This is a genomic window from Pseudomonas sp. GZD-222, assembly GCF_049310525.1.
In the GTDB taxonomy this organism is placed as follows: domain Bacteria; phylum Pseudomonadota; class Gammaproteobacteria; order Pseudomonadales; family Pseudomonadaceae; genus Aquipseudomonas.
Genome location: NZ_JBMOWO010000132.1, coordinates 1 through 16,940, shown reverse-complemented (window position 1 = coordinate 16,940; position 16,940 = coordinate 1). Strand labels below are relative to the sequence as shown.

Below are 16,940 nucleotides of genomic sequence, written 5' to 3'. Positions count from 1 at the left end.
AGCTGTGACGATCTCGTTTACTGCAGCCTAGCAATTGAGTGGGAATATTTTGCCTGGCTGTACCTGTCGGGGATGTAGGGACTTTCTTAACATGCTCCCCTGTATGTCGAATTTTTCGGGACTGGACCATGAACGATCACCGCCAGTGGGCACGTGAAGCTATCCGCATCATTGAAGCAGACTTCCAACGCAGTGCCGACACGCACTTGATCCCGCTGCCTTTGCCGGGCTTTCCCGAGGTCGAGCTGTACTTCAAGGACGAATCCAGTCACCCCACCGGAAGCCTCAAGCACCGCTTGGCGCGGTCGCTGTTTCTGTATGCCTTGTGTAATGGCTGGTTGCGTCCGGGGGCGCCGGTGATCGAGGCGTCCAGCGGTTCGACGGCAATATCCGAGGCCTACTTTGCGCGTTTGCTCGGAATACCCTTCATTGCCGTGGTGCCAGCCAGTACCTCGCAAGAGAAGATTGCCCAGATTGCTTTCTATGGTGGCCAGAGTCACCTGGTGGAGGACCCGACTCAGCTCTATGCAGAGTCCGAGCGCCTGGCGCAGGAAACCGGCGGTCACTTCATGGACCAGTTCACCTATGCCGAACGCGCAACCGACTGGCGTGCCAACAACAATATCGCCGAATCGATTTTTTCCCAGATGCGCTTTGAGCGCCATCCTGAGCCGGCATGGCTGATTTCCAGTCCGGGCACCGGAGGCACCACGGCGACCCTTGGGCGTTATGTGCGTTATCGCCAGCATGCCACGCGGGTGCTGTGTGCTGATGCCGAGCGTTCGGTGTTCTTCGACAGTTACCAAAGCGGCGACCGTAGCTTGCGCCTGGATTGCGGCTCACGGATCGAGGGGATTGGCCGACCGCGGGTCGAGGCGTCGTTCCTGCCGCAAGTGATCGATGCGATGGTCAAAGTGCCGGATGCGCTGTCGCTGGCGGCCATGCATTACCTGGCCGAACGCCTCGGTCGGCGGGTCGGGGGCTCGAGCGGGACCAACCTGATCGGCGCGCTGATGGCGGCACGGCAGATGCAAGCGGCGGGGGAGGCAGGATCGATTGTGGCGATTCTGTGTGATGGCGGCGATCGTTATGCGACCACCTATTACGACCAGGATTGGCTGGCAGCGCAGGGATATGGGCTGCAGGGGCTGATAGAGGCAGTAACAGCCTGTGCGGAGCAGGGTGAAGCATTGCCTGAGACGGTATTGCGCGCAGGGGTTTGAATCGCATCGCGGGGCAAGCCCGCTCCCACCGGGTTGAGGTATTCCTGTGGGAGCGGGCTTGTCCCGCGATATGCGCTATCAGCCTTCCAGGCCCAGCATGCTGCGAGCCACCGCTTCAGCAATGCGAATCCCGTCGACACCCGCCGACAGAATGCCACCGGCATAACCTGCACCTTCGCCCGCCGGGAACAGGCCCTTGAGGTTCAGGCTCTGTAGACTGGCATCACGGGTGATGCGCAGCGGCGACGAAGTACGGGTTTCGATCCCGGTCAACACCGCGTCATGCAGGTTGTAGCCCTTGATCTGCCGATCGAAGGCAGGCAAGGCTTCACGAATGGCTTCGATGGCGAAGTCAGGCAGGCTCGGAGCCAGGTCGCCCAGATTGACGCCAGGCTTGTACGACGGCTCGACACTGCCCAGGGCGGTAGATGGCTTGCCGGCGACAAAGTCGCCCACCAGTTGCGCCGGTGCCTGGTAGTTGCTGCCGCCGAGGACATAGGCATGCGCTTCGAGTTGCTCCTGCAGCTCGATACCGGCCAGCGGACCACCTGGGTAATCCTGCTCCGGGGTGATGCCAACGACGATGCCGGAGTTGGCATTGCGCTCGTTACGCGAGTACTGGCTCATGCCATTGGTGACCACCCGGCCTGGTTCGCTGGTGGCTGCGACCACGGTGCCGCCCGGGCACATGCAGAAGCTGTAGACCGAACGTCCGTTCTTGGCGTGGTGTACCAGTTTGTAGTCCGCCGCGCCCAGTTTCGGGTGGCCGGCGTATTTACCCAGGCGTGCCTGGTCAATCAGCGACTGCGGGTGTTCGATACGGAAGCCGATGGAAAATGGCTTGGCTTCCATGAACACGCCGCGGGCATGCAGCATGCGGAAGGTGTCACGGGCGCTGTGGCCCAGGGCCAGGACCACATGCCGGGAGTGCAGCTGTTCACCGCTGGCCAGTACCACGCCATTGAGTTGGCCATCATCCATCAGCAGATCGGTAACTTTCTCTTCGAAGCGTACTTCGCCGCCCAGCGCCTGGATCTCGTGGCGCATGTTCTCGACCATGCCGGTCAGGCGGAAGGTGCCGATGTGTGGCTTGTTGACGTAGAGGATTTCATCCGGCGCGCCCGCCTTGACGAACTCGTGCAGCACCTTGCGGCCGTGGTGCTGCGGATCTTTGATCTGACTGTAGAGCTTACCGTCGGAAAAGGTGCCGGCACCGCCCTCACCGAACTGAACGTTCGACTCCGGATTGAGCACGCTTTTGCGCCACAGGCCCCAGGTGTCCTTGGTGCGCTGGCGGACTTCCTTGCCGCGTTCAAGGATGATCGGCTTGAAGCCCATCTGCGCCAGCAGCAGGCCGGCGAAAATCCCGCACGGACCGAAGCCGACCACAATTGGGCGCTCTTGCAGGTCGGCAGGGGCGTGGCCAACGACCTTGTAGCTGACATCCGGGGCGACATTGACGTTGTGGTCGTCAGCGAATTTGTGCAGCAGTTCTGCTTCGTTGCTGACGCTCAGATCGATGGTGTAGATGAACAGCATCTCGCTGTTCTTCTTGCGGGCGTCATAGCTGCGCTTGAACAGGGTGAAGTCCAGCAACTGTTCGTCGCTGATCCCCAGGCGTTGCACGATGGCCTGGCGCAGGGCTTCATCAGGATGATCGAGCGGCAGCTTAAGTTCGGTGATTCGTAACATGGCAGGGTCCAGTATCCCGGCCATGAACGGCCGGCGGCTTTACACAAACCGCCAAGTATAAGCTGTTCACCACCTTTGCAGGCAGGATAAACGCAGACGCCGATGATCAGTCGTTGCGCGCACCGCCGTAATAGGCGCAACCGCGCAGGGTCTGGCCGTTCACTCGCAGTTCTGCGCTCAGGTGGCTGACGGCACCGCTCATGGTGTCCACGCAGCGTTGCGGGGCGACCCAGAGGTCCACGCGTTGGCCATTGGCTTCGGTGCTGAGGCTGAAGCGTCCATCAGGCAATTGTTCTTCCAGGTAGGGTACGGCCAGTTCCGGCACGCCCGGGCGCGTCAGCACCATGCCCTTGGCGCCGGCTTTGAGGTCCCAGTCCGGTTCATTACCGTGTGCACGCACAGTAAGTCGCTTGAAGTTCGGATCGCTGCAGGCGCTGTTGGAGTGCTCGACCCGGTACAGGCGTTGTACGTTCAATTGCCCGTCGTTACCGGCTTTCTGGCCAGCGGAAAGATTGCCGCTGATATCGGCGAACAGGGTACCTGGCTCGGCGGCCAGTGCGGTGGCTTCTTGCAGCAGGCCGGTGCCGCCGGCATCAAACACCGCAAACTGGCGAGTTTCTGCACACGGTTTGAACAACAGCTGACCGCCTTTGGCACTGAGTTCACCTTGCATGCGGGTCATGCCGGCCGTGGAGGTCTGCGGTTTTTCCGCCAGCATCTGGCAGCCGGCGAACAGCGGCAACAGGGCGACTAGCAACAATGAAGGGGCGGCACGCATCGAGCAAACTCCAGGGTCTCTACCGAAAGGTGCCGCCACGTTACGCAGGGTGGACGCCGATCACAAGGCCCTAGCCGACATGATAGGTCTGTCCGGTCTGCAGGCCCTCGACGCTCTTGGCATAGGCCAGCGCCACCTCGGCTGCGGGCACCGGCTTGAAGCCGCGGAAGTAGGGGGCGTAGGCCGGCATGGCCTCGACCAGTACATTGGGGCTGATCGAATTGACCCGCAAGCCGCGGGGTAACTCGATGGCTGCTGCCTTGACGAAGGCATCGATGGCGCCGTTGACCAGGCTGGCCGAAGCGCCGGTACGGATCGGGTCATGACTGGTGATGCCGGTGGTGAAGGTGAAAGAGCCGCCATCGTTGATGAACTCGCGACCGATCAGCAGCAGGTTGACCTGCCCCATGAGCTTGTCGTTCAGGCCCAGGGCGAAGTGCTCTTCAGTCATCTCGTCCAGCGGCGCAAAGGTCACGTTACCGGCCGCGCAGACCAGCGCGTCGAAGCGCCCGGTCTGTTCAAACAGGCGACGAATCGAAGCGCTGTCGCTGATATCGACCTGATAGTCACCGCTGCTGCGACCGATGCGCAGCACTTCATGACGTTGCTCCAGTTCTTTGGCTACAGCCGAGCCGATGGTGCCGTTGGCGCCGATCAAGAGGATCTTCATTGAGCCGTTCCTTGTAGATGATGGGGACAAGGCTCAAGTCTAGAGTGGATTTTTCTGCGGATAAGCGTGCTAATAGGCAACCTTTGGTTTTCATCTGGAAACAATCAATGAGCGACCTGGATGACCTGGCGGCCTTTGCCGTGTTGATGGACGCCGGCAGTTTTACCCTGGCCGCGCAGCAGTTGGGCTGGAGCAAGGGGCAGCTGTCCAAGCGCATCAGTGCCCTGGAAGACAGCCATTCAGTGAAACTGCTGCATCGCACCACCAGGCGCCTGAGTCTCACGGCAGCCGGGGCGATGCTGTTGCCACAGGCGCAGGCCCTCGTGCGGCAAATGAATGGCGCGCGTCAGACCTTGGCCATGCTCAAGGATGAATTGACCGGGCCGGTGCGTATCACCGTGCCGGTTTCCCTGGGAGAGACGTTTTTCGAAGGTTTGCTGCTGGAGTTCAACCAGCGCTATCCCGACCTGCAGATGGAGCTGGAGCTGAACAACGGCTACCGCGATCTGCTGGCCGATGGCTTCGATCTGGCGATACGCACCGAGGTTGAGGACGATGCGCGACTGGTTGCGCGTCCGGTATTGGCGATGCAGGAGTTGACCTGTGCCAGTCCGGCGTATCTGCAGCAGCATGGCGAGCCGCATACGCCGACGCAACTGGCTGGCCATCAGTGCTTGCTCAACAGCCACTACAGCGGGCGTGAAGAGTGGCTGTATCACCAGCAACATGAGCTGATACGGGTACAGGTCAGTGGCAGTTTTGCCAGCAACCACTACAGCTTGCTGAAGAAAGCGGCTCTTCTGGGCGCAGGGGTCGCTCGACTACCTTCCTATATGTTGCATGCCGAGTTGGCGGACGGTCGCTTGCACTGGCTGCTGCGTGACTATCAGACCCGCAGTGTGCCGTTGTTTCTGGTCCATCCTTATCAGGGCCGGATGCCCAAGCGGGTTCAGGTGCTCGTCGATTACCTGATGCAGTGGTTCAAACGCAGCGGTCAGGCGTTGCAGGCGGTGTAAAAGACTCGCCGACAAAAAAAGAGGCCCGAAGGCCTCTTTTCATGGGTAGCAGTGATCAGCCGCCCAGGTAGGCGTCGCGAACCTTCGGATCGGTCAGCAGCGCTTCACCTGTGCCTTGCATCACCACCCGGCCGTTTTCCAGTACGTAGGCACGGTCGGCAACCTTCAGGGCCTGGTTGGCGTTCTGCTCGACCAGGAACACCGTCACGCCATCACGCCGCAGTTGCTCGATGATGTCGAAGATCTGCTGAATGATGATCGGTGCCAGACCCAGCGATGGCTCATCCAGCAACAGCAACTTGGGCTTGCTCATCAGCGCCCGGCCAATGGCGAGCATCTGTTGCTCACCACCGGACATGGTGCCGCCGCGCTGAGAGAAGCGTTCCTTCAGGCGCGGGAACAGCTGCAGGACTTTGTCCATCTGTTCCTGATAGTCACCCTTGTTGGTGAAGAAACCGCCCATCGCCAGGTTCTCTTCGACGGTCAGGCGGGCGAACACCCGGCGACCCTCAGGCACCACGGCAATGCTCTTGCGCATGATGTGCGAGGAGGGCTGGCCGACCAGCTCTTCACCCAGGTACTTGATGCTGCCGCTGTGGGCTTGTGGCGAGCCACACAGCGTCATCAGCAGCGTCGATTTGCCCGCGCCGTTGGCACCGATCAGGGTGACGATCTCGCCCTGACGGATCTCGACGTTGACGCTGTGCAGCGCCTGGATCTTGCCGTAGAAGGTGGAAACGTTTTCGAACTGCAGCATTTACGCTTCCCCCAGGTAGGCTTTGATCACTTCAGGGTTGTCGCGGATCTGGTCCGGCGTGCCGTCAGCCAGGGGCGTGCCCTGGTTGATCACAACGATATGGTCGGAGATGCTCATGACCAGCTTCATGTCGTGCTCGATCAGCAGCACGGTGACGTTGTGTTCTTCACGCAGAACGCTGATCAGCGCCTTGAGGTCTTCGGTCTCTTTCGGGTTCAGGCCGGCCGCCGGTTCGTCGAGCATGATGATCCGTGGACGGGTCATCATGCAGCGGGCGATTTCCAGGCGACGTTGCTGGCCGTAGGCAAGCGTGCCGGCGGGACGGTTGGCGAACTCGAGCAGATTGACCTTCTCCAGCCAGTAGCGGGCGTACTCTTTCGCTTCGTGCTCACTGCGGCGGAAGGACGGGGTCTTGAGCAGGCCGGCCAGAAAGTTGGTGTTCAGGTGCCGGTGCTGGGCGATCAGCAGGTTTTCCAGCGCGGTCATTTCCTTGAACAGGCGAACGTTCTGGAAGGTCCGCACCACGCCTTTGCGGGCAATTTCATGACCGGCCAGGCCCTGGATCGGCTGACCGTCGAGCAGGATGGTGCCAGCGCTCGGCTTGTAGAAACCGGTCAGGCAGTTGAACACCGTGGTCTTGCCAGCGCCGTTAGGGCCGATCAACGCCACAACCTGTTTTTCCTTGACGGTCAGGGCCACGCCGTTGACCGCCAACAAGCCGCCGAAGCGCATGCTCAGGCCGCTGACTTGCAGAATTTCGCGGCTCATGAGCGCAGCTCCATATGAGGACGTTGCATAGGCAGCAGGCCTTGCGGACGCCAGATCATCATCAACACCATCAGCGCACCGAACATCAACATCCGGTATTCGCTGAACTCACGCATCAGTTCCGGCAGCAGGATCATCACGATGGCCGCAAGAATCACGCCCAGCTGCGAACCCATACCGCCCAGTACCACGATGGCAAGGATGATGGCCGACTCGATGAAGGTGAACGACTCCGGCGTCACCAGGCCCTGGCGGGCGGCGAAGAAGCTACCGGCGAAACCGGCAAAGCAGGCACCGAGGGTGAAGGCCGACAGCTTGATCACGGTCGGGTTCAGACCCAGCGCACGGCAGGCGATCTCGTCTTCACGCAGCGCTTCCCAGGCACGGCCAATCGGCATGCGCAGCAAGCGGTTGATCACGAACAGCGCCAGCAGAGCCAGGAGCAGGGCGACCAGGTAGAGGAAAATCACCTTGTTGATCGAGTTGTACTGCAGACCGAAGAACTCGTGGAAGGTCTGCATGCCTTCGGCGGCCTTACGTTCAAAGGTCAGGCCGAAGAAGGTCGGTTTCTCGATGTTGCTGATCCCGTTCGGACCGCCGGTCAAGCCGGTGAGGTTACGCAGGAACAGACGGATGATCTCGCCGAAACCCAGGGTCACGATGGCCAGGTAGTCACCGCGCAGACGCAATACCGGGAAGCCGAGCAGGAAGCCGAAGGTCGCCGCCATCAAGCCGGCAATCGGCAGGCAGATCCAGAAGCTCAGGCCGTAGTAATGCGACAGCAGCGCATAGCTGTAGGCGCCAACGGCGTAGAAGCCGACGTAACCCAGGTCGAGCAGGCCCGCCAGCCCGACCACGATGTTCAGGCCCAGGCCCAGCAACACGTAGATCAGGATCAGCGTGGCAATGTCGACTGCACCGCGCGAGCCAAAGAACGGCCATACCAGGGCAACCGCGATCAGGCCCATGATCACCCAACGCTGGGTTTTCGGCAGGGTCAGGAAGTTGCTCATGGCCGGTGAGATCAGCTTGCGGTCAGAGCGGCGGCGGGTGAGCGCACCCCATTGCTTGTCGAACAGTACGCGCAGGAACATCAGCACCGAACACACGGCAATGACCGTGATGGTGAAGGGGCCCTGGCTATGGACGATCAGGCGGATGCCATCGATGCTGAGTTTCAGACCCAGTACCGGGAAGGCCACGGCCCAGACCAGCAAGGCGCTGAAGAACGCCTGTTTGAGATTTTTGTTCATACTTTTTCAACCTCCGGACGGCCGAGAATGCCGGTCGGACGGAACAACAGCACCAGAACCAAAAGACCGAAGGCCACTACGTCCTTGTACTGGTCGCCGAAGATGTCGGCGCCAAAGGCTTCAGCCACCCCCAGCACCAGCCCGCCGAGCATGGCGCCCGGGATACTGCCGATGCCGCCCAGCACCGCCGCGGTGAAGGCTTTGAGGCCTACCAGGAAACCGGCGTTGGGGTTGATCACGCCATACTGCATGCTCAGCAGTACCGCCGCCACGGCCGCCAGAGCGGCACCGATGACGAACGTCAGGGCGATGATGTTGTTGGTGTTGATACCCAGAAGGTTGGCCATCTTGATGTCTTCGGCACAGGCACGGCAGGCGCGGCCCAGACGAGAGCGGGAGATGAACAGGGTCAAACCGGTCATCGCCACCAGGGTGACGACAAACACCAGGATCTGCATGTAGGAGATCAGCACTTCCTCTGCGCCGCCTGGGCCGAAGGAGATACTCCCCGGGATCAGGTTGGGGATGGACTTGTCCTTGGAGTCCTGGGATAGCAATACGGTGTTCTGCAGGAAAATCGACATACCGATGGCAGAAATCAGCGGGATCAACCGGTTGCTGTTACGCAAAGGGCGATAGGCAACCCGTTCGATGCTGTAGCCATAGGCACTGGTAACGAAGATCGTGGCGACGAAGGCGACGGTCATCAATATCGGCAGTGAATCGATACCCATCATGGCCAGCCCGGCAAGGGCAATAAAGGCCACGTAGGAACCAATCATGTACACCTCGCCGTGGGCGAAGTTGATCATTCCAATGATGCCGTAAACCATTGTGTAGCCAATGGCTATCAAGGCATAGGTGCTGCCAATGGTCAGGCCATTAACCAGCTGTTGGAAGAAGTGATAGATCTCAGGCATTACAGCGCTCCTAAAAACCCGATACGCATTTCACTGGTGGGTAAACCCGGCCTGGTGTGGTGGTCTTGAGCCACTTCGACGCAGGGCACTGCCAGAGAACCGCTGGTGACGGTTTTAAGATTTTCAGGTGAACCTGCCCCCGGATCGCGGGAATCAGGCCCATGAACCTCGTAAAACAAAGCCCACTGCTCGCACAGTGGGCTTGTAGTCATGTAGTCAGACGGGATTACTGTGGGGAAACTTCGGTTTTAGGTTTGCCGAAATGCCATTCGTAGACCACGAATTTGAAGTCTTTCAGGTCGCCGTTCTTGTCGTACGACAGATCGCCGGTCGGGGTCTTGAAGGTGCCAGCGTGGATGGCCTCAGCCACCTTGTCGGTGTCTTCGGACTTGGCTGCCTTGATGCCCTCGGCAATCAGGGTGACAGCGGAGTAGGCCGGGAACACGAACGGGCCGCTAGGATCTTTGCCGTCAGCCTTGATGGCGTCAGCGATTGCCTTGTTCGCAGGATCGGCGTCGAAGGACTTCGGCAGGGTTACCAGCAGGCCTTCCGAGGCGTTCTGGGCGATCTGCGAGATGGAGTCGTTACCGACACCTTCTGGACCCATGAACTTGGCTTTCAGGCCTTTTTCCTGAGCCTGGCGCAGGATCAGGCCCAGCTCTGGGTGGTAGCCGCCGTAGTAGACGAAGTCGACGTTGGCTTGCTTGAGCTTCTGGATGATCGACGAGAAGTCTTTGTCACCGGCGTTCAGGCCTTCGAAGACGGCAACCTTGGTGCCTTTGCCTTCCAGGGTCTGCTTGACGGCGGTGGCGATACCTTCACCGTACTGCTGTTTGTCGTGCAGAACAGCAACCACTTTCGGTTTGACGTGGTCGGCGATGTAGTTACCGGCCGCTGGGCCCTGGGCGCTGTCCAGACCGATGGTGCGGAAGATCAGCTTGTAACCACGGGCGGTGATTTCCGGGCTGGTGGCAGCCGGGGTAATCATGATCACGCCTTCGTCTTCATAAATGTCGGAGGCAGGTTGGGTGGAGCTGGAGCAGAGGTGGCCGATCACGTACTTGACGCCATCGTTGACCACTTTGTTGGCTACGGCTACGGCCTGTTTAGGGTCGCAGGCATCATCGTATTCTTTGGCTTCAAGCATCTTGCCATCGACGCCGCCCTTGGCGTTGATGTCTTTGATCGCCTGTTTTGCACCGATGAACTGCATGTCGCCGTACTGAGTAACCGGGCCGGTTTTCGGGCCGGCAATGCCGATCAGGATGGTATCGGCTGCAAACGAATGGCTGGCAACCCCGGCCAGAACCATTGCGGCAAACAGCTTGGAAATCTGCTTAGTAGCCTTACTCATAGTGCTCCACTCATTCTGTTGTAATTTTTATAGTCCTGGCGGCCAGAGCTTGAGGACCGGAGTGCTCCGATTTTGCCCTGGCAACTGTACCGGTACAGTGTAGAGCGCTGCTTTGTCGCTTGAAAAGCAGCCCAGCTGGGGCAAATTCGGCGCGTGTCGCTTAATTGACAGAAACTTACAAGAAAGCGGCTTGCTCATGCCTGAATTCGCGTGGCCATCCTTTGCTCTCAAGTCCTTTTCGATCAATTACTTATTTGAAACCGGGTTTTTCTGCAAAAATACCGACTCTTACAGTAGTCGAATTATTTCTGGCAGGAACCCATGACTGATCAACCAAGCACCCTCTATGCCAAACTGCTCGGCGAGACAGCAGTAATCGAGTGGAAAGCCCTGGAGCGTTTTTGGGCCAAGGGTGACCTGATTTGGGTCGACGCGAGTCTGGACCTGATCGAAGTTGCACAGGCAATGGCCGAAAACCGTAGTGAAACCTTCGCCGTATGGCGTAATGCTGGCACGGTGGGGCCGGTGTCTACCGAGCAGGCACTAGACCTTCAGAGCCGCGATCCAGAGATCTGGGCGGTGGTGGTTTCGCCGTTTATCGTGATTCAGGAAAAGAAAAAAGACTGAGCACGCTCCAGATTGGTGCGTGAAAATAAGCAGTGAGGCGATTTTGGTGCGCGGTACCGTTCAGCGAGGGTGGCTGTTGGTAACAGTTAAGTGTGCTTTACGTTAACGGTAACAGTCAGTAGGAGCGGATTTATCCGCGATGGACTGCGTAGCAGGCCCATCTTTTGGGGCCGCGATGCGCCCCATCGCGGATGAATCCGCTCCTACAGGATCAGTAATCCACTTTCCCGGTATGACCGTTCAGCGAAATCACCCGCGTCTTGCCGATCCGGTGACGGTAGATCTCGCGCAGGTATTTCACGGCCTTCTTCACGCATTCACGCGACAGTCGAATGTCATTGATCGAGACGAATTTGCTCTTGTCGTTGATCAGTTCCCGGTACTTCTTCTCGTACATCGGCTTGATCGCATACCAGTTGGTGTCGAGGATTTTCGCCGGGTTTTCGAACTCATTGAGCAGATCATCGATGCGATCTTCATCGAAGGTGTCGCTGGTGATGAATTCGAGGATGGCGTTGTCCAGCGTATCGTCGAAGCGGTACGAATTACGCGCAAAGCAACGCTTGATGAAGGCCACGATCAGGGTCAGGAAATCGTCTGACAGGCACGGGCTTTTGGCAATCAAGGTAGTCAGCGAAAGGTTTGCAGACGCACCGATCACCAGGGCGTAGCGCTTGAGTGTGGTGTTGGGGAATAGGCTGTTGAGGTGGGTCTTGAGCCGGTTCAGGTCCATGTAGGAGAGCTTGTAATCCTTGGGCAAGGATACGATCGATACCACCGAAGAGCAGTTCTTGAAGAAATGCAGGTCGTGCAGGGCTGCGGCGTCATAGCCGGAGGCCTTGTACTGCTCCAGCGCTGCGCGGTAGCGCTTGGATTCGATCGGCAACAGGCTGATGCCCTCGATCGCCTGGGTCACCTTGTTGAAGTGCGGCAGGTCGATGGAGCGGAAGAACAGGTCGTCGATGTTCAGACGTGCCTGCTCTTTTTCGAACACTTTGAATTTATCCGAATTCGGCGACGGCTGTTCCGGTACCACGGACTCCGCGTAGGCAATCGCCACCGGGCCGGCCAGGCTCATGAACAGGTCGTTGGCATCCAGGCGAATGGTTTCGCCAATGTCGATGCCGGCGCGACGGAAGTAGTTCTGGTCGTAGTCGGTGGTTACCGCCTGGGCAGTAAGGATGTTGAAAATCTGCTGGGAAATGTACTGGTTGGCGTGCTTTTCCATGGCATTGACATCAATGTTCTGGATGTTGCCGTCATCGTTCTCTTCGGCGTAGCGCATGATGTCGTTGGAAATCAGCATCATCGCGTTCCAGGGGCGGATACGGCCCATGACGCTGGCTTCGCTGCTGTCTTCATTGTCGAAGTTATAGGAGAAGTCCCATTCTTCGGACAGGTACTTGCACAGCAGACGCCCGGCGTTGATGTGCAGGGCTTCGGACATTTCGCTGCGGTGGTCAGAAATGTTCGGCAGCACGCAAATGCCGCTGGTGAAGATCGGTTCGAAGACAAACGAGTGCCCGCTCTTGCCGTCATTCTCGTCGGCAGGCTTGGTGTCGAAGGTCTTGTTCATGTAGGAGTACTGCTGGGCCAGGCCGAACTCCGAGGCCATGCCCGAACCGGTACCACCACCGGCGCTGAAGATGTAGAAATACAGGCGTGACTGGTTGGCCTTGATCCCGCAGGAGTCGATCAGGTAAGAGTGAATCAGCTTCCAGTCGGCGCTGGAGAAACGGTGGGTTTCCTTGTTGAGGATGATCTTGGCCAGGTACTGGCCGAGGATCGGGGCGTTGCCGGCGCCACCGGCATGGACTTCGGAGAGGTCCATGATCTTCATTTTGCTGTAGTCGCGGATGAAGCCGCTTTTTTCTCCCTTGCGCGAGAAGCGGATGCGACCGGCAATGTCTTTGTCCAGGTCACCCAGCATTACCAGCGGTTCGACCAGGAACACCGGCTTGCTGCCCTTGTTCTGGACCAGCCGCAGGTTATTGCGGATCCAGCGGGCCGGGCTGTAGTTCGGCTCACTGCTGGCGCGGTCTTCATTGTTGAATTCGTTGAGGTAAAAGGTGCGGGCGTTGTATACAAGTTCGGCGACATCCAGAGCGATGTTCGAGCCGCAACGGCCCAGGCCAATCAGGCAGACAGATGGAAACTGCTGATCCAGGCGCAGCTGGCTGTCGTCTTCGACGTGGACACTGGGTGGAAACACCAGATCGCGCAGACCGTCCAGGTTGTCGAGGATGCGCTGGATATCGGGCTCGGTGAAGTACAGGTACTGCTGCGGGTTAAGTGCGCGTGGGCTGTAGAATTCTTTCGGCCCTGAAGCGCTGAACGCGGGAGTAGGTGATGTCAGCTCGGAAACCGCGTTGGCAGAAGTAGTCTTGGAGGTCATTTTGCGCCATTTGCCTGAAGGTGGGTGGCTGTTCTAGTAGATATCATAGAGCCATCACTGGATAAGTTTCGCGACTGTATCAGTGCGCATTTGGCGTGCGCGATAGGGGGTTGCCCTATAGCTGTAGGAGTTTTCCTTTTCCACGCCTGCAAACTGAATCGTCCAATCATTCAACTTCTTTAATCTGCCTGGAGCTGTACATGAGCACTGCACGTCCTTCACTGGGGTTTGCCGGAATCGGTTTGATGGGGTTGCCGATGTGTCGGCGCTTGTTGGCTGCGGGGTATCCGCTGACCGTCTGGAACCGTTCGCCGGATAAATGTGCAGCACTGGTCGAGGCGGGCGCCCGCGTGGTGTCGACCCCCGCTGAGCTGTGTAAGGCCGCTGACCTGGTGCTCTTGTGTCTGGCCGATACGGCGGTGGTACGTGAGGTGGTGTTCGGGCCGCAAGGTGTTGCCGAGGGCGCCAGGGCCGGGCAATTGCTGGTGGATTTTTCCAGCCTGGAGCCGACCGCCACCCGCGAGATGGCCGCCGAACTTGCCGCACTCAGTGGCATGAGCTGGCTTGATGCCCCGGTTTCCGGCGGCACGCCAGGGGCCGAAGCGGGCAGCCTGGCGATCATGGTCGGCGGCGATGCAGCGGACCTTGAGCGTGTACGCCCGGTACTACTGACCCTGGGCCAACGGGTCACACACATGGGACCGGTAGGGGCCGGCCAGGTGACCAAGGCCTGCAACCAGATGATCGTAGCCTGCAACGCTTTGGTCATTGCCGAAGTAGTGGCGCTCGCCGAACAGTCCGGTGTCGATGCCAGTCTGATCGCCGAGGCGCTGGCCGGTGGCTTTGCCGATTCCCGGCCCTTGCAGATTCTCGCCCCACAAATGGCGCAGAGCTGCTTTGAACCGGTCAAATGGCACGTGCGCACCTTGCTCAAGGATCTCGATACGGCAGTGAAGTTCTCGCGCGAACAGGGCTCGGCAACGCCGCTCAGCGGCCTGGCCGCACAGCTGATGCGCTTGCACGGTAGTCAGGGCTATCTGCAAAAAGATCCGGCGACACTGATTGATCTGTACCGACGTAAGGATTGAAGCTGACCAGCGCCGGTTCGTCGCGCTGGTTGAGCTGATTGAGGATGGCGCGCAGTTCACCCAGGGGGACAGGGCGGCTGAGCAGGTAGCCCTGGACGAAATCGCAGCTCTGTTGGGCGAGGAACTGGTACTGCTCCATGGTTTCCACGCCTTCGGTGATCACGTGCAGGTGCAGGGTGTGGGCCATGACGATGATTGCCTGGACAATCTCCATGTCCTGCCGGCTACGTGGCACATCCTGAATGAAAGAGCGATCGATCTTCAGGGTGTCCAGGGGCAGGCGCTTGAGGTAGGCCAATGACGAATAGCCGGTGCCGAAGTCATCGATCGAAAGGGAGACGCCCAGCGCGCGGATCTCCTTGAGCAGGGTGATGGTGCTATGAATATTGGCCATCAGCGCGTTTTCGGTGACTTCAAGTTCAAGCTGGCGGGCTGCAAGCCCGGCCTGTTGCAATGCGTCCTCAACCTCCCGGGCCAGTTCCTCGCAGCCCAGGGTCAATGCCGAGCAATTGACCGTGACCTTCAGCCCGCTGTAACCATGACGATTCAGTTGTGCCAGGTCTTTGCAGGCGTGGCGCAGTACCCATAGGTCAAGATCAGTGATCAGGCCGTTGGCTTCGGCGATGCCAATAAAGCGGTCCGGGCTGAGCAAACCATGTTGCGGATGCTGCCAGCGTACCAGGGCTTCAAGTTTGGCCACCTGCCCGGTGTGCAGATCGAAAATCGGCTGGTAATGAATGCGCAATCCTCGCTCCTCAAGCAAGGCAATGCGCAGCTCTTCTTCCAGCTGCAGTTCCAGGGTGGCGCGTGTTTTCAGGCTGCTGTTGAAGAAGTTCAGGCTGTTGCGCCCGCAGCCCTTGGACTGATAAAGCGCCAGGTCGGCATTCTTGAGCAGCTCTTCACAGTTTCGGCCGTCGTCGGGGAAGATGCTGATGCCAATGCTGGTGGTCATGACCATGCGCCGTCCGGCCAGGTCGATCGGTTCTTTCATTTTCTGCATGATGCGCTGGGCGAGGTGCCGGGCTTCTTCACGGCTGTGCAGGGCGATCAGGATGCAGAACTCGTCGCCGCCGAAGCGGGCGACCACGTCCTGGCTGCGGGTTGCCGCCTTGATATAGCCGGCAATGACCTTGAGCAGTTCGTCGCCAGCATCGTGGCCAAGGCTGTCGTTGATACGTTTGAAATGATCGATGTCGAGGAACATCACCGCCAGCATGCCGTCATTGACGGTTTGTTCGACCAGACGTTCGGCAAACACCTGGTTGAAGCCGCGCCGGTTGATGAGGTTGGTCAGCGCGTCGTAATGAGCGGCCTGCTGCAGCGACACCCGTGCCTGGTCCAGCTGGCTGAGCAGGACATTGACCCGGCGCAGGTCGTGCTCCTTGCTTTGCAGCTTCTGGTCGGAGAGGGCCGCGCTGATGCTGCTGGCGCTGATCAGCAAAGTGATGAAGGCGATGGTCAGGCTGAGTTGCAGATTGTTATCAGCGCTTGGCAGGGTCACGGTCGCATCGACCGGGATGATCAGGGTCATGCCCCACATGCCGGTGAAATGGGTGGCGAAGATGCCCCCGGCCATCAACAGACTGGCGCCATATTTGAGCAACTGATGGAGTGTGCCGCTGCCGTAGCGAAAGTAGCGGGCCAGGAACAGGGCCAGCAGACTGGTGAACATGGCGATGGCCACCGAGGCAGCCAACATGTCCGGACGATAGAACTGTTGGGCGTTGGAGCGCATGGCGGCCATGCCGATGTAATGCATCGCGGTGATGCCAAGACCGATACAGCCAGCAGCCTGGAGGAAATGACGGACGCGCAGGTCGCGTTGTCCCAGGGTGTTCATCGCCAACCAGCCGGCGAACAGCATGACTACCAGCGAAAGGCCGGTCAGGGCAAAGTCATAGTGGACCTCAATGGGTGCCTGAAACCCCAGCATACTGATGAAATGCAAGGCCCAGACCCCACCTGCCAGGCAGCAGGCACCGAGCAGGCGCCATTGTCGCTGGGCTGCCGGTTGATCCGCATGGTTCAGGCGTTCAGCCATGCTCAGGGTAGCGAAGCTGCCTGCGCCGGCGACGAGAAAAGCAAGAAGCACCAGGTACGGATTGTACCGGCACTCGAGAATGATCTGTCCGGTAGCCGGAAGATCGGCGAGCATCTGTAGCCCCAGCCACTCCATAGCTTGCCTCTTTTTCGAGTTTTCACTCGTCCCCCGAAAGCGCGTCTGGAGACTGTTCTGCTGGAGTATAGAAAGAGAGTATTAACCCATCCTGATTAATGGCACTTTGATTCTACGATTTGGGCATTGGGGTAATAGCGGAAGGTTCTAAAGCGTCGCGGGGGGGGGGAGGGGTAGAACACTCCTTTTGCTAGGGGGGCGGTAGCCAGGGGGGACGGCAAAG

Annotated in this window: 14 protein-coding genes; 4 read left to right on the top strand and 10 right to left on the bottom strand. The window is 59.1% G+C overall.

What is annotated here, in order from left to right; translation table 11 throughout:
* Nucleotides 1-128: 128 nt before the first annotated feature.
* Nucleotides 129-1,223 carry a PLP-dependent cysteine synthase family protein gene (locus ACO6VD_RS25115; protein ID WP_422422625.1) on the top strand — a complete coding sequence of 365 codons (1,095 nt, stop codon included), beginning with the start codon at nucleotides 129-131 and terminating at the stop codon, nucleotides 1,221-1,223.
* A 78-nt stretch (nucleotides 1,224-1,301) separates the two neighbouring features.
* Here ACO6VD_RS25115 and ACO6VD_RS25110 read toward each other — a convergent pair whose 3' ends face one another.
* From ACO6VD_RS25110 to ACO6VD_RS25100, 3 genes are all read right to left on the bottom strand, one after another.
* The gene (locus ACO6VD_RS25110; protein ID WP_422422624.1) at nucleotides 1,302-2,915 is read right to left on the bottom strand and encodes an NAD(P)/FAD-dependent oxidoreductase; all 1,614 of its coding nucleotides are present in this window, start codon (nucleotides 2,913-2,915) and stop codon (nucleotides 1,302-1,304) included.
* 106 nt (nucleotides 2,916-3,021) lie between these two features.
* Nucleotides 3,022-3,693 (bottom strand): COG3650 family protein, encoded by a 672-nt coding sequence (locus ACO6VD_RS25105; protein WP_422422623.1) that lies wholly within the window; start codon nucleotides 3,691-3,693, stop codon nucleotides 3,022-3,024.
* 70 nt (nucleotides 3,694-3,763) lie between these two features.
* Nucleotides 3,764-4,363, bottom strand: coding sequence for a short chain dehydrogenase (locus ACO6VD_RS25100; protein ID WP_422422622.1), 600 nt, complete (start codon nucleotides 4,361-4,363; stop codon nucleotides 3,764-3,766).
* Nucleotides 4,364-4,470: 107 nt separating this feature from the next.
* Here ACO6VD_RS25100 and ACO6VD_RS25095 point away from each other — a divergent pair, with 107 nt between their 5' ends.
* Nucleotides 4,471-5,379 (top strand): LysR family transcriptional regulator, encoded by a 909-nt coding sequence (locus ACO6VD_RS25095; protein ID WP_422422621.1) that lies wholly within the window; start codon nucleotides 4,471-4,473, stop codon nucleotides 5,377-5,379.
* Nucleotides 5,380-5,434: 55 nt separating this feature from the next.
* On the opposite strand, the gene ACO6VD_RS25090 is transcribed toward ACO6VD_RS25095, so the two are convergent.
* The 5 genes from ACO6VD_RS25090 to ACO6VD_RS25070 all read right to left on the bottom strand — a co-directional run bounded on the left by ACO6VD_RS25090 (nucleotide 5,435) and on the right by ACO6VD_RS25070 (nucleotide 10,431).
* Nucleotides 5,435-6,136 carry an ABC transporter ATP-binding protein gene (locus ACO6VD_RS25090; RefSeq protein ID WP_038607943.1) on the bottom strand — a complete coding sequence of 234 codons (702 nt, stop codon included), beginning with the start codon at nucleotides 6,134-6,136 and terminating at the stop codon, nucleotides 5,435-5,437.
* Entirely contained in the window at nucleotides 6,137-6,904 is a 768-nt protein-coding gene (gene livG / locus ACO6VD_RS25085) for a high-affinity branched-chain amino acid ABC transporter ATP-binding protein LivG (protein WP_400173317.1), read from the bottom strand.
* Nucleotides 6,901-8,157, bottom strand: coding sequence for a high-affinity branched-chain amino acid ABC transporter permease LivM (locus ACO6VD_RS25080; protein WP_400173316.1), 1,257 nt, complete (start codon nucleotides 8,155-8,157; stop codon nucleotides 6,901-6,903). Before ACO6VD_RS25080 ends, livG begins: the two co-directional genes overlap by 4 nt.
* The gene (gene livH, locus ACO6VD_RS25075; protein WP_028943524.1) at nucleotides 8,154-9,077 is read right to left on the bottom strand and encodes a high-affinity branched-chain amino acid ABC transporter permease LivH; all 924 of its coding nucleotides are present in this window, start codon (nucleotides 9,075-9,077) and stop codon (nucleotides 8,154-8,156) included. Before livH ends, ACO6VD_RS25080 begins: the two co-directional genes overlap by 4 nt.
* A 226-nt stretch (nucleotides 9,078-9,303) precedes the next feature.
* The gene (locus ACO6VD_RS25070; protein ID WP_422422620.1) at nucleotides 9,304-10,431 is read right to left on the bottom strand and encodes a branched-chain amino acid ABC transporter substrate-binding protein; all 1,128 of its coding nucleotides are present in this window, start codon (nucleotides 10,429-10,431) and stop codon (nucleotides 9,304-9,306) included.
* 321 nt (nucleotides 10,432-10,752) lie between these two features.
* Between ACO6VD_RS25070 and ACO6VD_RS25065 the strand changes: the two genes are divergently transcribed.
* Nucleotides 10,753-11,058, top strand: a complete 306-nt coding sequence (locus ACO6VD_RS25065; protein WP_400173314.1) for a DUF2288 domain-containing protein — start codon at nucleotides 10,753-10,755, stop codon at nucleotides 11,056-11,058.
* A 211-nt stretch (nucleotides 11,059-11,269) separates the two neighbouring features.
* Here the strand turns inward: ACO6VD_RS25065 and ACO6VD_RS25060 are convergent, their stop codons facing one another.
* Entirely contained in the window at nucleotides 11,270-13,453 is a 2,184-nt protein-coding gene (locus tag ACO6VD_RS25060; protein ID WP_422422619.1) for a hypothetical protein, read from the bottom strand.
* A gap of 200 nt (nucleotides 13,454-13,653) precedes the next feature.
* Here ACO6VD_RS25060 and ACO6VD_RS25055 point away from each other — a divergent pair, with 200 nt between their 5' ends.
* Entirely contained in the window at nucleotides 13,654-14,541 is an 888-nt protein-coding gene (locus ACO6VD_RS25055) for an NAD(P)-dependent oxidoreductase (RefSeq protein WP_422422618.1), read from the top strand.
* On the opposite strand, the gene ACO6VD_RS25050 is transcribed toward ACO6VD_RS25055, so the two are convergent.
* Nucleotides 14,441-16,717 (bottom strand): putative bifunctional diguanylate cyclase/phosphodiesterase, encoded by a 2,277-nt coding sequence (locus ACO6VD_RS25050; RefSeq protein WP_422422617.1) that lies wholly within the window; start codon nucleotides 16,715-16,717, stop codon nucleotides 14,441-14,443. The genes ACO6VD_RS25055 and ACO6VD_RS25050 overlap by 101 nt on opposite strands.
* Nucleotides 16,718-16,940: the final 223 nt, after the last annotated feature.

Excerpts from the sequence above, each read along its gene's own strand:
- ACO6VD_RS25055 (WP_422422618.1), top strand. The coding sequence starts at position 13,654 with ATGAGCACTGCACGTCCTTCACTGGGGTTTGCCGGAATCGGTTTGATG.
- livG (WP_400173317.1), bottom strand. The coding sequence starts at position 6,904 with ATGAGCCGCGAAATTCTGCAAGTCAGCGGCCTGAGCATGCGCTTCGGC.
- ACO6VD_RS25110 (WP_422422624.1), bottom strand. The coding sequence starts at position 2,915 with ATGTTACGAATCACCGAACTTAAGCTGCCGCTCGATCATCCTGATGAA.
- ACO6VD_RS25095 (WP_422422621.1), top strand. The coding sequence starts at position 4,471 with ATGAGCGACCTGGATGACCTGGCGGCCTTTGCCGTGTTGATGGACGCC.
- ACO6VD_RS25105 (WP_422422623.1), bottom strand. The coding sequence starts at position 3,693 with ATGCGTGCCGCCCCTTCATTGTTGCTAGTCGCCCTGTTGCCGCTGTTC.
- livH (WP_028943524.1), bottom strand. The coding sequence starts at position 9,077 with ATGCCTGAGATCTATCACTTCTTCCAACAGCTGGTTAATGGCCTGACC.
- ACO6VD_RS25050 (WP_422422617.1), bottom strand. The coding sequence starts at position 16,717 with ATGGAGTGGCTGGGGCTACAGATGCTCGCCGATCTTCCGGCTACCGGA.
- ACO6VD_RS25065 (WP_400173314.1), top strand. The coding sequence starts at position 10,753 with ATGACTGATCAACCAAGCACCCTCTATGCCAAACTGCTCGGCGAGACA.
- ACO6VD_RS25090 (WP_038607943.1), bottom strand. The coding sequence starts at position 6,136 with ATGCTGCAGTTCGAAAACGTTTCCACCTTCTACGGCAAGATCCAGGCG.
- ACO6VD_RS25115 (WP_422422625.1), top strand. The coding sequence starts at position 129 with ATGAACGATCACCGCCAGTGGGCACGTGAAGCTATCCGCATCATTGAA.
- ACO6VD_RS25060 (WP_422422619.1), bottom strand. The coding sequence starts at position 13,453 with ATGACCTCCAAGACTACTTCTGCCAACGCGGTTTCCGAGCTGACATCA.
- ACO6VD_RS25070 (WP_422422620.1), bottom strand. The coding sequence starts at position 10,431 with ATGAGTAAGGCTACTAAGCAGATTTCCAAGCTGTTTGCCGCAATGGTT.
- ACO6VD_RS25080 (WP_400173316.1), bottom strand. The coding sequence starts at position 8,157 with ATGAACAAAAATCTCAAACAGGCGTTCTTCAGCGCCTTGCTGGTCTGG.
- ACO6VD_RS25100 (WP_422422622.1), bottom strand. The coding sequence starts at position 4,363 with ATGAAGATCCTCTTGATCGGCGCCAACGGCACCATCGGCTCGGCTGTA.